At 60.9% G+C, this 13678-nt stretch carries 11 protein-coding genes; 3 read left to right on the plus strand and 8 right to left on the minus strand.

The features are described 5' to 3' along the window. Nucleotides 1–30 precede the first annotated feature (30 nt). Both betA and ACVWZ0_RS10310 read left to right on the plus strand, forming a co-directional pair. Nucleotides 31–1719, plus strand: coding sequence for a choline dehydrogenase (gene betA, locus ACVWZ0_RS10305; RefSeq protein ID WP_253454375.1), 1689 nt, complete (start codon nt 31–33; stop codon nt 1717–1719). Nucleotides 1720–2157: 438 nt separating this feature from the next. Beyond that, entirely contained in the window at nt 2158–3537 is a 1380-nt protein-coding gene (locus ACVWZ0_RS10310) for an FAD/NAD(P)-binding protein (RefSeq protein ID WP_253454374.1), read from the plus strand. A gap of 112 nt (nt 3538–3649) precedes the next feature. Here ACVWZ0_RS10310 and ACVWZ0_RS10315 read toward each other — a convergent pair whose 3' ends face one another. Together ACVWZ0_RS10315 and ACVWZ0_RS10320 are read right to left on the minus strand one after the other, a co-directional pair. Beyond that, nucleotides 3650–4813, minus strand: a complete 1164-nt coding sequence (locus tag ACVWZ0_RS10315) for an MFS transporter (RefSeq protein ID WP_253454373.1) — start codon at nt 4811–4813, stop codon at nt 3650–3652. A 30-nt stretch (nt 4814–4843) separates the two neighbouring features. Further along, nucleotides 4844–5629, minus strand: coding sequence for an inositol monophosphatase family protein (locus tag ACVWZ0_RS10320; RefSeq protein WP_253454372.1), 786 nt, complete (start codon nt 5627–5629; stop codon nt 4844–4846). 98 nt (nt 5630–5727) lie between these two features. Here ACVWZ0_RS10320 and ACVWZ0_RS10325 point away from each other — a divergent pair, with 98 nt between their 5' ends. After that, entirely contained in the window at nt 5728–6498 is a 771-nt protein-coding gene (locus tag ACVWZ0_RS10325; protein ID WP_253454371.1) for a DeoR/GlpR family DNA-binding transcription regulator, read from the plus strand. 89 nt (nt 6499–6587) lie between these two features. Here ACVWZ0_RS10325 and ACVWZ0_RS10330 read toward each other — a convergent pair whose 3' ends face one another. The 6 genes from ACVWZ0_RS10330 to catC all read right to left on the minus strand — a co-directional run bounded on the left by ACVWZ0_RS10330 (nt 6588) and on the right by catC (nt 13669). Beyond that, nucleotides 6588–7634: a substrate-binding domain-containing protein gene (locus tag ACVWZ0_RS10330; protein ID WP_253454370.1), complete on the minus strand. Its 1047-nt coding sequence runs from the start codon at nt 7632–7634 to the stop codon at nt 6588–6590. Between the two features lie 28 nt (nt 7635–7662). Beyond that, on the minus strand, nt 7663–9063 hold the full coding sequence (locus tag ACVWZ0_RS10335) for a sucrose-6-phosphate hydrolase (protein ID WP_253454369.1): 1401 nt from the start codon (nt 9061–9063) through the stop codon (nt 7663–7665). After that, nucleotides 9060–10433 carry a sucrose-specific PTS transporter subunit IIBC gene (locus ACVWZ0_RS10340; protein WP_253454368.1) on the minus strand — a complete coding sequence of 458 codons (1374 nt, stop codon included), beginning with the start codon at nt 10431–10433 and terminating at the stop codon, nt 9060–9062. The genes ACVWZ0_RS10335 and ACVWZ0_RS10340 overlap by 4 nt, the downstream gene beginning before the upstream one ends. A 23-nt stretch (nt 10434–10456) precedes the next feature. Beyond that, entirely contained in the window at nt 10457–12064 is a 1608-nt protein-coding gene (locus ACVWZ0_RS10345) for a carbohydrate porin (RefSeq protein WP_253454367.1), read from the minus strand. Nucleotides 12065–12154: 90 nt separating this feature from the next. Beyond that, nucleotides 12155–13096: an aminoimidazole riboside kinase gene (locus ACVWZ0_RS10350; RefSeq protein ID WP_253454366.1), complete on the minus strand. Its 942-nt coding sequence runs from the start codon at nt 13094–13096 to the stop codon at nt 12155–12157. Nucleotides 13097–13378: 282 nt separating this feature from the next. Continuing rightward, nucleotides 13379–13669: a muconolactone Delta-isomerase gene (gene catC, locus ACVWZ0_RS10355; protein WP_253454365.1), complete on the minus strand. Its 291-nt coding sequence runs from the start codon at nt 13667–13669 to the stop codon at nt 13379–13381. Between the last annotated feature and the right edge of the window lie 9 nt (nt 13670–13678).

A 13678-nucleotide genomic window follows, 5' to 3' on the forward strand; every position in this document is an offset into this window, starting at 1 on the left:
CGGCGCAGGCCGCAGCGTTTTGGAGGTTTAATGCAGAAATTTGACTATATCATTATCGGCGCCGGCTCGGCTGGCAACGTTCTGGCCACGCGACTGACTGAGGATGCTGACGTATCGGTACTTTTACTGGAAGCAGGCGGCAAGGATCACCGCTGGGATTTCCGTACCCAAATGCCAGCCGCTTTGGCTTATCCGCTGCAGGGAAAACGCTATAACTGGGCTTATGAAACCGATCCTGAGCCGAAAATGAATAACCGCCGCATGGAGTGTGGACGCGGGAAAGGGCTTGGCGGCTCCTCACTGATCAACGGCATGTGCTATGTGCGCGGCAACGCGATGGATTATGACAACTGGGCCAGCAAAAAGGGCCTGGAGAACTGGTCATATCTGAACTGCCTGCCTTATTTCCGCAAGGCGGAGAAGCGCGATATCGGTGAAAACGATTACCACGGCGGCGATGGCTACCTGAGCGTCACCACGCCGAAAAAAGGCAATAATCCGCTGTTCCGCGCCTTTATCGATGCGGCGGTGCAGGCCGGTCATCATGAAACCGACGATATGAACGGCTACCGTCAGGACGGCTTCGGCCCGATGGATCGCACCGTTACGCCGCAGGGCCGTCGCTCCAGCACCGCGCGCGGCTATCTGGACGTGGCGAAGCAGCGTTCAAACCTGACGATTGTTACCCATGCGCAGACCGACCGTATTCTGTTTGAGGGCAAAACCGCCGTCGGCGTTTGCTGGCTGCGCAACGGCAAACAAGAGCAGGCTACCGCCACGCATGAAGTGCTGCTGTGCGCGGGCGCTATCGCCTCGCCGCAGATCCTGCAGCGTTCCGGCGTCGGCCCGGAAGAGTGGCTGCGCGAGCTGGATATCCCGGTTGTTCACGCGCTGCCGGGCGTAGGCCGCAACCTGCAGGATCATCTGGAAGTTTATATGCAGTTCCGCTGCAAAAAGCCGGTCAGCCTCTATCCGTCGCTGCACTGGTGGAACCAGCCGGCAATTGGCGCGGAATGGCTGTTCAGCGGCACGGGTATCGGCGCCAGCAACCAGTTTGAAGCGGGCGGCTTTATCCGCAGCGACGACAAGCCGGACTGGCCGGATCTGCAGTATCACTTCCTGCCGGTCGCCATTAACTACAACGGCAGCAGCCCGGTGAAAGAGCACGGCTTCCAGGCGCACGTTGGCCCGATGCGCTCGATGAGCCGTGGTCGCGTCAGGCTGACCTCAAAACACCCTTACGCCGCGCCGTCGATCTTCTTTAACTACATGTCGGAAGATCGCGACTGGGAAGAATTCCGCAGCGCGGTGCGCCACACGCGTGAAATCATGCGTCAGCCCGCGCTGGCTGAATACTGCGGCGAAGAGATCCAGCCGGGCGCGTCGGTGCAGACCGACGAGCAGATTGACGCCTTTATCCGCGATCATGCCGAAACGGCCTATCACCCTTGCGGCAGCTGCGCAATGGGCAATGACGAGATGGCGGTAGTGGATGCGGAAGGCCGCGTGCACGGGATGCAGAAGCTGCGCGTGGTGGATGCTTCGATTATGCCGCAGATCACCACCGGCAACCTGAATGCGCCCACCGTGATGATCGCCGAGAAAATGGCCGATCTGATCCGGGGCCGTACCCCGCTGGCCGCTTCCAAAGCGGATTACTATCGCCTGGCGCGCGAAAAAGCCGAGGCTGAGCAGGCACAGGAAGAAGGCGTGGCCTGATAGCTGCCGCGTCCCGAAAGCTGGCAAACCAGCCTGCGGGGCGCTGTCTGCCGTACCTTAATAAAAAATGCACGTAACGGCTATGCAGCCCGTTGCGTGCATTTTTGTATCAGCCAGGCTTCCGCAAAATTGCCTGATTGCCTGATTGCCTGATTGCCTGATTGCCTGATTGCCTGATTGCCTGATTGCCTGACTGCCTGCCTGAACGCCAGACGGCCCTGAACACGTAGCTGTTTGCACGGCCTTACTCTCCGCTTTTCATCATAGAACCAGACGACCGCCGCGCCGCGTGCTTTCTGGTCGTGGTTGGTTATCCTGTCTATAGTGTGCTTCATGCAGGCCTTTTCTTCTTATATCGGCAACGTTCTCCTGTACTGGCGGACAGAGCCGTAACGTTAGCGAAGGCAGCCCCTGAAACTTCTTTGACCGGGACAGCGCATGGCTGAGCGACATATTGTAATTATTGGCGGCGGCTTTACCGGCACAACGCTGGCTATCCATCTTGCCCGCCTGGGCGAGGCGGGCTTAGTGGTAACGGTGATTGAACCGCGCGCGCAGCCGGGACAGGGCGTCGCCTACAGCACCCCGGATCCGGCGCACCGTATTAATGTCCCCGCCGCCCGAATGCAGCTCTCCGCAGCGGAAGAAGGGGATTTTGCGCGCTGGTATCAGCAGTCCGGCGCTGACCGACAGGATCCTGCCGCTCACTGGCATGACGGCAAAGTCTATCCGCAGCGTGGCTGGTTCGGCGCTTACGTGGCGGAACAGTTTCGCCTGGCGGCCCAATCCTGCGTCAGGCTGACGCACTGTCAGGACCGGGCCGTGGCGCTGCGTGACGGGCTGGTTACTACGGCTTCCGGCAAAACATTTCGGGCGGATGAGGTGGTGCTGGCCATCAGCCATCCGCCGCCCGCCGTGCCGCAAAGCGTACAGCAGGCGCTGGGCGGGCATCCGGGGCTGATCGCCAATCCCTGGCATCCGCAGGCGCTGGCAGCGGTCGGCGTAAACGAGCGGGTGGTCATTATGGGCACGGGCCTGACCATGGCCGATATGGTCGCTTCGCTTGCCGCGCGGGGGCACCGTGGCCCGGTCACGGCCTTTTCAAGGCGGGGCCAGCTGCCGCGCGACAACGTCAGCGGCGACTATGCGCCCCGATTGCTTGATTATCGGCAGGCGCCCGCCACCGCGCGCGGCTGGCTGCGGCGGGTGCGTCAGGAAGTGGCTCAGGCTGCGGCAGAAGGCCAGCCCTGGCAGCTGGTGCTGGACGACATTCGCGCGCACGCGCAGCAGATCTGGCAGCAATTGCCGCTAAGGGAGCAGCGCCGCTTTCTGCGTCATTTACGATCCTGGTGGGATGTGCATCGCTACCGCATTGCGCCGCAGGTCAGCCAGGCCTTGCAAACCTGGCAACGCAGCGGCCAGCTGCGCGTGTTGGCAGCAAGGCTGGCCGGGGTTGGGGCGCAGGGAGAACAAATCGCGCTGAGGCTGGGGCCGCGCAAAGGCGCGGAAGTCTGTCTTATCGCAGACAAACTGATCGTCACCACCGGCCCGGCACATAATGCGCTGCTGACCAGCGACAGGCTGCTTAGCCAGCTGGCGGAAGAGGGCATAATCCAGGCCGATCCGCTGGCGCTGGGCATCCTGGTCGACGCGCAGTCGCGCACCCTGAATCGTCAGGGCACGGCCAATGCGCACCTGCACGTGGTCGGGCCAGCGGCGCGCGGACGCTTTGGCGAACTGATGGGCCTGCCGCAGGTGGCGGAACATGCCGAAGCGGTGGCCCGTCAGCTGGTTGGTGCCGCGCCGTTAACGCCGTGACGGGGCTGCGTTTCGCCGTCGCGGGCTGAACGGAAGGCACCGTTAACGCTGTTCCACTCGCGGCTGCGCTTTACCGTCGCGGGCTTAGCGAGAGGCACCGACAGCATAGCTGCTACATGCGCACGCGGCGGGAAAGCGCCACCACCAGCAGCATCAGCACCGTAACCATGATAAAGGCTACCGGCAGCGAGCTAAGGTGATCGACAAAGCCAATGGTGGCAGGCCCGGCCAGCACGCCGATATAGCCCAGCGTGGTGACGGCCGGGACGGCGGCGGCCTGCGGCATGCTTTTTTGCCTGCCGATAGCGGTGAACATCACCGGCACGATATTGGCGCAGCCGATGCCGATCAGCATATAGCCCACCAGCGCAACGTGCCAGGAGGGGACGATCACCGGCAGCGCCAGCCCGATGGCGGCGGTCAGCGCGCCCAGGATCACCACTTTTTCGCGGCCGAAACGCGCCACGATGCGGTCGCCGGTCAGCCTGCCCACGGTCATCGCGGTAGCGAAGCAGGCAAAGCCTAAGCCGCCCAGCGTGTCCGGCATATCGCGGTGTTCGGTCAGGAATACCGCACTCCAGTCCAGCACCGTGCCTTCTGCCAGGAACACGGCAAAACAGATCGCGCCAATGGTCAGCACGGCGCCGTGCGGCAGGGCGAAGGCCGGGCCTTCCGGCGGGTTAGCGTAGGTCAGCAGGCCGCGAAAGCTGTAACCCAGCAGCAGCAGCGAAACCACGGCGGCCGCCAGGCTGGCGGCAAAGGGCGACAGTCCACTCGCCATCAGGCCGCTGACCGCACCCGCGCCCGCAATGCCGCCCAGGCTGTAAAAGCCGTGGAAGCCGGACATCATCGGCTTAGGCGCCGCTTTTTCCACCAGGATCGCCTGCACGTTCATCGCGCAGTCGGTGGTGCCCACGCCCATGCCGAACACCAGCAGCGCCAGCGCCAGCAGTACAGGGCTGGGGATCACCGAGAGCAAGGGCAGCATCAGGCAGAAGGCCAGCGTGGCAACGGTCATCACCGCCCGGCAGCCAAAACGCGTGGTGAGATGGCCTGTCAGCGGCATCGCCACCAGCGCCCCCACGCCCAGGCAGAGCAGCAGCATTCCCAGCGTGCCGTCGTTGACGCCGGTATTCATTTTGGCGAAGGGCACCAGCGCGGACCAGCCAGCGGTGGCGAAACCCGCCACAAAAAACATGGCTCGCGTGGCGTTCTGCTCGCGTCTTGCGGGCGTTTCTGCGGCGGACTGGTGCAGCGTGTCGACATGGTCAGGCATGAGCGGTGATACTCCGGGTTAAATTAAGCGTCAGTTTAAGATAGACAAAATTTGCGAGTGCAGGCGAGGGCAGCCGCTGGCGATAACCTGGCCGCCCTGTTCAGGCCGACCGCCATCCGGGGTAGTCACTACGCCGCCTGCCAGCTCAATCAGCGGGATCAGCGCCACAATGTCATAAGGCTGAAGGGCGAACTCAACGCAAACATCGATTTTACCGGCGGCCAGCATCGCCATGGCATAACATTCGCCGCCGTAACGGGTCATCAGCACGGCCTTATCCAGCGCGTCAAACTTCAACGACGTCTGCCCCAGCGATTCCGGCGAGGTGGTATGTAAAATAGCCTGATCCAGCGGGGTATCCCGGCGGGTTTGCAGGCGAACTTTGCCATAAGGGCCTTCAGCCCATGACTGCGAGCCGTCGGCATAAAAGCGTTCGCCGGTAAAGGGCTGGCTCATCATTCCCATCACCGCGCGGTCGTGATGCAACAGGCCGATTAACGTGCCCCATACCGGCAGACCACAAAGAAAAGGCCGCGTGCCGTCTATGGGATCCAGCACCCAACAAGGCGCGCGCTCGTCGCCCGCTTTGAGGCCAAATTCTTCACCCATCACGGCATGCGTGGGATAGCGCTGCGCGATAAGATCCCGCATGGCTTTTTCCGCCTCGCGATCGGCAAGGGTAACCGGGTCGAAACGAAAACCCTCTTTAGGTTTAGTGCTGATGGCAAGGTTTTCACTACTGCGAAAGCGCGGCAGCGTTTGCTGGTCGGCTGCGTCGGCCAGTTCATGCAGAAAAGCGATATCAGGAAGCTTCATGCGGCGACTCCTTCGGGACGAGGGAAAGTTGACAACCTCTGAACGGATGATAGTGTATGCCGTATTGTGCGTTTTTTAAAGCTCGTTTAAGAGGTTTTATGCTCGATTATGCAGCTTTCCCGCAACAGCGGCAGTCCCTGATCCGCCAGGAGTTGCAAGAGAAGGGACGGGTAGTCTGCGCGACGCTGGCCGAACAGCTGGGCGTTTCCGAACATACCGTACGCCGGGATCTGCAGGAGCTGGCGCGCGAAGGGATTTGCAAAAAGGTGTATGGCGGCGCGGTCAGCGTGCTTGCCTCGCAGGGCGATCTGCTGGCGAGGACGGAAAAAAACGGTGCGGAAAAAGCGCGTCTGGGGCTGGCGTGTAGCCGTCTGGTTAAGCCGCAAAGCGTGATATTTATCGACGCAGGCTCTACCAACCTGGCTTTTGCCCGCGCGCTGCCGCCGGAAATGGCGCTGACAGTGGTCACCCATTCGCCCATTATCGCGGTGGAGCTGATGAAGCTGCCGCGCTGCGAGACGATCGTTATCGGCGGTCGGCTGCACACGGCAACGGGCGGTAGCCTGGGCATCACCGCCTTCTCCCAGATCCGCGACATTCGTTTCGACCAGCTTTTTCTGGGCGGCTGCGCGCTGGACAGCGAAGAGGGCTTAACGGGATTTGATTATGAAGACGTGGAGTTTAAAAAAGCGCTAACGGGCCGCAGCGATGAGATTATCGTCGCCATGACCAGGGAAAAAATTCCCGGCGTAGCGCGTTATACCGTGGTGGCCTGCGAGGCGCTTACGCAGCTGGTGGTCGAGGCGGATCTGCCGGCGGATACGCTGGCGGCCTTCAGGGAAAAAAATATCGCACTGGTGCATCCGTAGCTTGCCTGAGCATCCGAAGCCGCGTCTGCAAGAGGAAAGGCTATCTGTCTGGTGTGTTCGCATAGCTGTAGCGCCTGCCCGAGGAAAGGTTATCTGTCTGGTGCATTTTTCTGAGCATCGCGGAGCCGCGCCTGGGGCGTTCGCCTTTTTACCCGCGCGGGCAGATAAATGTGCGGCGTTTCCGTCAGCTTGCCGTCAATCAGGCCGGTCAGCGTTTCAAAACAGCGCCAGGCCAGCTGGCGGTTATCCTGCATCACGGTATCGATTTTTACCGACAGCGCGTCGTAAAGGTAGTGATCGTCAAAGCTGCACAGCCTGACGGGCGCCGACAGTAAATGATGCTGGCTCAGGTAGCGCAGCACCCCTTCCTGCAGCCCGCAGGCGGCGCAGAACAGCGCCTGCGGCACGCGGCCCAGCCGCATAACCAGCTCGGCAAACATCTCGTAGCCCGAGCTGGCGTTGTAATGGCCGTGCAGGATCCATTCCGGTTGCACCGCCAGACCGGCCTGTTCCAGCCCCTGACGAAAACCGGCCAGGCGATCGCGCGTCGGCGAAATGCGCGGCTGGCCGCCAAAAAAGTAAAATTCCTCAACTTCCCTGGCGATCGGCTCGACCAGCGTCGCCGTAGAGATAATCGACTCAGAGATCACCAGCGGTAGCGTGGAGTCGCCCAGATGACGGTCAAACAGCAGCACCGGCAGCTGGCGGCTGAGCTGCTGATACTCGCTGTCGTTCAGCTGGCTGGAGGCGACGATCAGCCCGTCGACCTGACGCTGGATCAGATTGTTGACCGCCAGCGTTTCCTGGCTGCTGTTTTCGTCGGTGCAGGCGATTAAGAGCTGTAAACCGGCGTCGCGGCACAGCGTTTCCAGCGCGTGAGAAAAGGTGGCGAAGCCGTGGTTGGTCATTTCCGGCACCACCAGCCCGATGGTATGGCTGCGCGAGTTGTTCAGCGCCCGCGCGTGAATACTGGGCTGATAGTGCGTCATCTGCGCGATCTCCATCACCCGCTGGCGGGTCGCTTCGGCCACGCGCAGCTCTTTGCCACGGCCGTTCAGCACCAGGCTGGCGGTGGATTTGGACACGCCAGCCAGGCTGGCGATATCGTTGATGGTCACGCGTTTCGGCTTATTCACAGGCATTCGTATCAGGGGAGTCAGCGCATTATACTACCATGCCTGAACGGAGTTGCCAGTAATCGACGGTCAGGCTGGCTTCGCCTTGCCACACCACTTCCGGCACGGCATTCGGGAAATAGCGCGCCGACATCACACCTTCGCCGTCGTTGATAAAAATCTCAATGCTGGAGCGATCGCAGAGAATTTGCAGGTGAGAAACCGCGCCCGTCCAGTAGCGATGTTCTGTCTCGCCGCTGCGCAGATTGCGGCGGCTCAGCGTCAGGCCGTCCTCGTTGCAGATCAGCGTCAGCGCCTCGCCGAAGCAGGCCGACCAGCTACCCCTCGAACCAATAACCAGCTCGGCGCGTTCAACCGGCAGCGTCGGCAAAGAGGCGGCCCGCTGCTGATAGCGCGACCGCTGCTGGCGCAGCTGCTGTAACTCGCGCGCCGGACGCTGCATCAGCCGATCCTGCTCCAGCGTCAGCTCGCGCGGGCAGGTCATAATATGTATCCAGCCGCGGGCTACGGTCGGCTGCAACAGTTCTTCGGCGTCCGGCACGCCCATCCAGCCGATAAGCACTCTGCGCCCGTCATCGCTGAGCGTGGTTTGCGGCGCATAAAATTCAAAGCCGTGGTCCAGCTCGCAGAACTCGCCGTGCGGGAAGCGGGCCGCCGCGTAATCCAGCCTGCCGATAAAATAGCCGCTCTGGTGGGCGTTGAGCCATTTTCTCTGCTGCGCGGGCAGGCCCTGCGGGCAAACCAGCAGCACATCGCGATCGCCCAGCGCGAACAGGTCAGGGCATTCCCACATATAGCCAAAGTCGCCCAGGCCATTAAGCTGCGATCCGGCAATTTCACCCAGCAGCGTCCATTCATGCAGCGATTCGCTGCGATAAAGCAGCACTTTCCCTTGTTCTTTCAAATCCTGCGCGCCGAGCACCATATACCAGCTATCCTGATGGTGCCAGACTTTCGGGTCGCGCACGTGGCCGGTGTAGCCCGGCGGCAGCCCGATAACCGGGCCGGTTTTGGTCACGTCGCCCGCATCGTTCACCGTTGCCATGCACTGCCAGGCGGTGCGGCCCCCGGAAAATTTCACGTTGCCGGTATAAAACAGGGTCAGCGTGCCGTCGTGATCGACAGCCGAACCGGAATAGCAGCCGTGGCTTTCATACGTTTCGGCCGGGGCCAGCGCCAGCGGCTCATGCTGCCAGTCCAGCAGGTTAGCCGAGCGCCAGTGGCCCCAATATTTGGCGCCGTGCGCGCAGGCCAGCGGATTCCACTGATAAAAAAGATGCCATTCACCCTGAAACTGAATAAAGCCGTTGGGATCGTTCATCAGGCCGGTCTGCGGCGAAAGGTGCCAGGCGGGACGATGCGGATCTTCGCTGGCGTTCCTGTTCATCACCGCCTTAAGCGCGCGATTGATCAGCTGTGCTTCGCTCATGCTTTGTCCTCAACGTTGTATTTCAGCAGCAGGGAAAGAATAAAAGCGGTGCCGAAGGCCAGCGCCATGCCGATGATATAAGAAACCAGCGAGCTGGCCTGCACGATAGCCATGCCAGGCAGCGCGGTCAGGCCGACGGCGGTCATGCCCACGTGCATCAGCACCACAAAAGCGCCGCCGACCGCGCCGCCGACGATCCCGGCGATAAAGGGCTTCATAAAGCGCAGGTTCACGCCAAAAATAGCCGCTTCCGTAATGCCTAACAGCCCGGAGAGCGCGGAGGGAAGCACGATGCTGCGGATCTTCACGTCGCGGGTTTTAAACCAAACGGCCAGACAGGCACCCGCCTGCGCGATGTTAGCCATCGACCAGATCGGCAGCAAAAAGTTGACGCCGATGGCGGGATTGCCCAACAGGCCCGCTTCGATAGCGTGGAAGCTGTGATGCACGCCGGAAATAACAATCACTGAGTAAAGCCCGCCGAACAGCAGCCCGGCCAGCCAGCCCGCGTGGGCGATCAGCGTGCTCAGCACCAGCGAAATGCCGTCGCCCAGCGCGCGGCCTGCCGGGCCAATCACCAGCATGGCGACGAAACCGGCGATAATTACCGTTAAAAACGGCGTCAGGATAATATCCAGCGCGTTGGGAATGATTTTCCGCAGCCGCTTCTCAACCAGGCTCATAAACCATACCGCCAGCAGCACCGGGAACACCGTGCCCTGATAACCGACCATCGCGATATCCAGGCCAAAGAAGTTCATGGTCTGTACGCCGCCCGCCACGCCCCAGGCGTTGGTCAGCGCCGGATGGGTGAGGATGCCGCCGAGCGTCGCGCCCAGGTAAGGGTTGCCGCCGAATTCGCGGGCGGCGGTAAAGCCAATCAGGATCGGCAAAATAATAAACGCGGCGGAGCTGAACATATCCAGCATAATGAACAGCGCGCTGCCTGCATCGACCCAGCCGTAGGTTTTCATCATGCCGAGCAGGCCCATCAGCACGCCGGAGGCGACGATGGCCGGGATAATCGGCACAAAAATATTGGAAAGCAGCCGCGCGATGCGCTGGGCGGGATTGAGCTTGCGGGCCGCGACGGAAGCCGCCTCGCTTTTGCTTGATTCGCCAATCCCGGCGGTCTGGATAAAGGCGGCGTGCACCTTATTCACAATGCCGCTGCCGAAAATCACCTGCATCTGTCCGGCGTTCTGGAAGCAGCCTTTTACGCCTTCCAGCTCGCCGATCGCTTTTTTATCCGCCAGGCTGTCGTCTACCAGCACCAGCCTTAAGCGGGTGGCGCAGTGGGCGGCAGAAGCGATGTTTTCCCGGCCGCCGAGCAGCGGCAGCAGCTGGCGGGCAATCTGTTCAAAATTCATGTGTTTCCCCTGAAAGTGGTCGATCAGAACCAGGTTTCCATCTGGACGCCGAAGTTCCATTCACCGCCGGCGGTAAAGCCGCTGGTACCAAAAGCGTCGTCGCTGGCGTAGCGATCTAACGCGTTATCCCAGTCCATCCAGCTGGCAAAGAAGCGAATTTCCGGACGGCTGAGGAAGTTGCCGATATCGCCAGGCTTAAAGGTGGGCGCAAAAGTCAGCTTGTAGAAGCCGCCGCTGACGTTCTGACGGCTTTTGAATCCCTGAGGATCGAGATCCATGTACTGATAGCTGCCCTCGTAAGCCAGCATAAAGTTTTCGTTGATGCTCTGAAGCAGGCGGGCGTTAGCGGTCACCCAGCGGTAGCTGTCGCCGGCAACGTAGCGATCTTTGCTCTGCTGCGCGAGCAGGGCCGGGGCCAGGCTCCAGGTTTGGTTTAGCGGGGTCATGCCGTAAGAGGCCAGACGCCAGGTGCTGGCGCTGTCGGTCAGGTTGCCGTCGGAGCCGATGCCTTTTACCTCGGCGCCTAAGCCGTGCCCGTAAAGCAGCGCCGTTTTCGACTGGCCGTCGCGCAGGCCGTAAAAGCTGTCGCCGTGCCAGGCGAGCATGGCGTGGACGCCGCTGTCGCCAGCGTTATCGCTACGCACGGCGGTGTTGACGCGCTCATCGTTATCTTTGGCGCGCAGGCCGCTGAGCATAAACTGCAGCGGCCCGCTGAAAGTGTTGGCGGTCACAATGTAGTTCTGAATGGTGTTATCGATAGTTTCGATATCGCCAAAGTTGCGGCCGTAGACGGAAAGGTTGCTTTTCACGCCGTCCGCCCAGCGCACGTCATAAATCCCGCCGCCCGTTCCGGCCAGAAACACCACGTCAGAATCCAGCCAGTGAATATCGAAATTGTCGCGATCGAAGCGTTTCCCGGCCCACAGCGTGCTGTCAGCAAACATGCCTTTAAAGGTCGGCAGGCTGCCCAGTTCAACAAAGGCCTGGCGGATATTGAGATCGCTGCTGTCCGCCGTCCAGTCGTTATAGTCGCTCTGGCCGTCCGCCAGCATGACCTTAAAGCGGGTGGTCGCGCCGTTAGCCAGCTGCGTTTTGTGCTCCATGTTAATTTCAACATAGGTATTGTTTTCGTTGCCCAGACGGCCGACCGCGCCGCCGGTTTCGCCTGCTGGCGTCAGGTAAGGGCCGCTTTTGGTCGAAGAAGCTGAATCGTTCATAATCAGGCCTGAGCGGGCATAGGCATGAAACTCGAAACCGTCCGCCAGCGTTTTCTCCGCCGGTCTGACCGCCTGCGGCTGGTCGGCAGGCGACGGCGCAACCGGCGGCTGCGGGCCAGCTACGACGGCAGGCGCCTGCGCCGAGCCTTGACGAATAGCGGGTGGGGTCTGAGGCGTGTGCGCATCGGATGCCGTCGCGGGAATGGCGGCTGCCGGAGCGGTCTGCGCCAGACGCTGTTCGGCCAGGCGGGCGCGGCGTTCAGCCTCATCGGCACGCCGCTCCGCTTTTTGCAGCCTCGCCTCCAGCTGGTTAAGGCGTCGTTCAACGGCGCTGAGATCGCTGTCGGCCTGGCTTGTTTGAGGAAGAAACAGCGCTGCCGTGACCGCCAGCGCAACAGGGTTTATTTTTAACATCCGCCATTCTCCAGAGAATTTACCGTTTAGCTAAACCGGTTCGATAAGGAGAGTAGAGAACAGCGACGAGCGTGACAAAGGATTTTGTTGTTACGATTTCGTTATTGTGACGGGCCTGGCATTTTGCAGCTGGCTCGCATAGGGCAGCGCGGTCATTGCCCCTTTAGCGGTGGTGGCCAGCGCGCCGCACTGCTGAGCCAGCCCGACGGCCGCCTCAAGATCGCGAGGGCGTAAAGGATCCGCTTCGCGCATCAGTCCTGCCAGCAAACCTGCAACAAAAGCGTCGCCTGCGCCCGTGGTATCAACAGGCTGTACCTTCGAGGCGCTAAACCGACGCTGTTCGCCTTCATGCCAGACGATAACGCCTTCTTCACCCAGGGTAATCAGCAGCAGGGCGGGACGGAAGCGGGCGGTGAACAAGGCCAGCGCGGCCTCGGTTTCCTGCTCGCCGGTCAGCAGCTGTAGTTCATCCAGCGACAGTTTAACCACATCCGCCAGCGCGAAAGCCCGATCGACCACCTGACACATTTCCTGATGGTCGTGCCAGAAATCTTCCCGCAGATTGGGATCGAAGCTGACCCAGCCTCCGGCGGCGTGAATACGCTCAACGGCGGCGAACACCGCGCTGCGTGACGGTTCGGCGCTGAGGGCTATTGAGCAGAAGTGTAACGCCTGGCCTGCCGCAAAATCGGGCAGGTCGTCCGGCGTTAAGAAAAGATCGGCCGCCGGGCGCACCATAAAAGTGAAGGTTCGTTCGCCCTGATTATCCAGACCCACCACCACGGTAGAGGTACGCTGTTGCGGCAGCTGACGCATAAATTCCGTGTTAACCTTTTCCTGACGCAGGACGTCCTGCAAAAATGCGCCAAAAGGATCGTCGCCTACGCGGCCGATAAAGCCGCTGTCGCCGCCCAGACGAGCCACGCCTACCGCCACGTTGGCGGGCGCGCCGCCAGGGCACTGTTGCAAATGATTATTTTCCTCCGGCAGCAGATCGACTACCGCATCGCCTAAAACCCAGACTCTGTTCATTACGCCTCCTGTGAATGTAAGCTTAAAGCTAAACCGCTTTAGCGATAATAACAACTGCCCAACCGTCAGAGAGCGGAAATTGGGCAAACGAGGAGAAGCGCTAAAGCAGGCGGCAAGAAGATGGCCGGAGACGAAATCACGTCGTTGGCGGTCGTCTTATTCGTCTGGCAGCAGAATGCTGATGCCTGGTTATGTAGGACGTTTGCGGTCGTGCTGGCTGACAGGCGCCAGGGGATTATGAGCGGGGCGTTGGCGGTCGTCTTCCCTGACGACGCGGGATGATTAGCTGTCGTCATCCCGAATGGAGGACGGATGGCGGCACAGCGGCTCAATAGCCATGGTCATATAAGGGTAGAGCGGCAGGCCGGTAAGCAGCTCGTGCAGCTCGTCATGGCTTTCCACATCGAAAATGCTGACGTTTTTGAACTGGCCGGCCACACGCCAGACGTGACGCCATTTACCGGAGCGCTGCAGCTGTTGCGCATAGGCTTTTTCCTGCGCTTTGATTTCCGTAACGCGCTCGGCCGGCAGCGAGTCGGGGATAGCAATGGTCATTTCCACTTTAAACAGCATACCTTTTTC

Source organism: Erwinia sp. TECH1 (assembly GCF_054057575.1).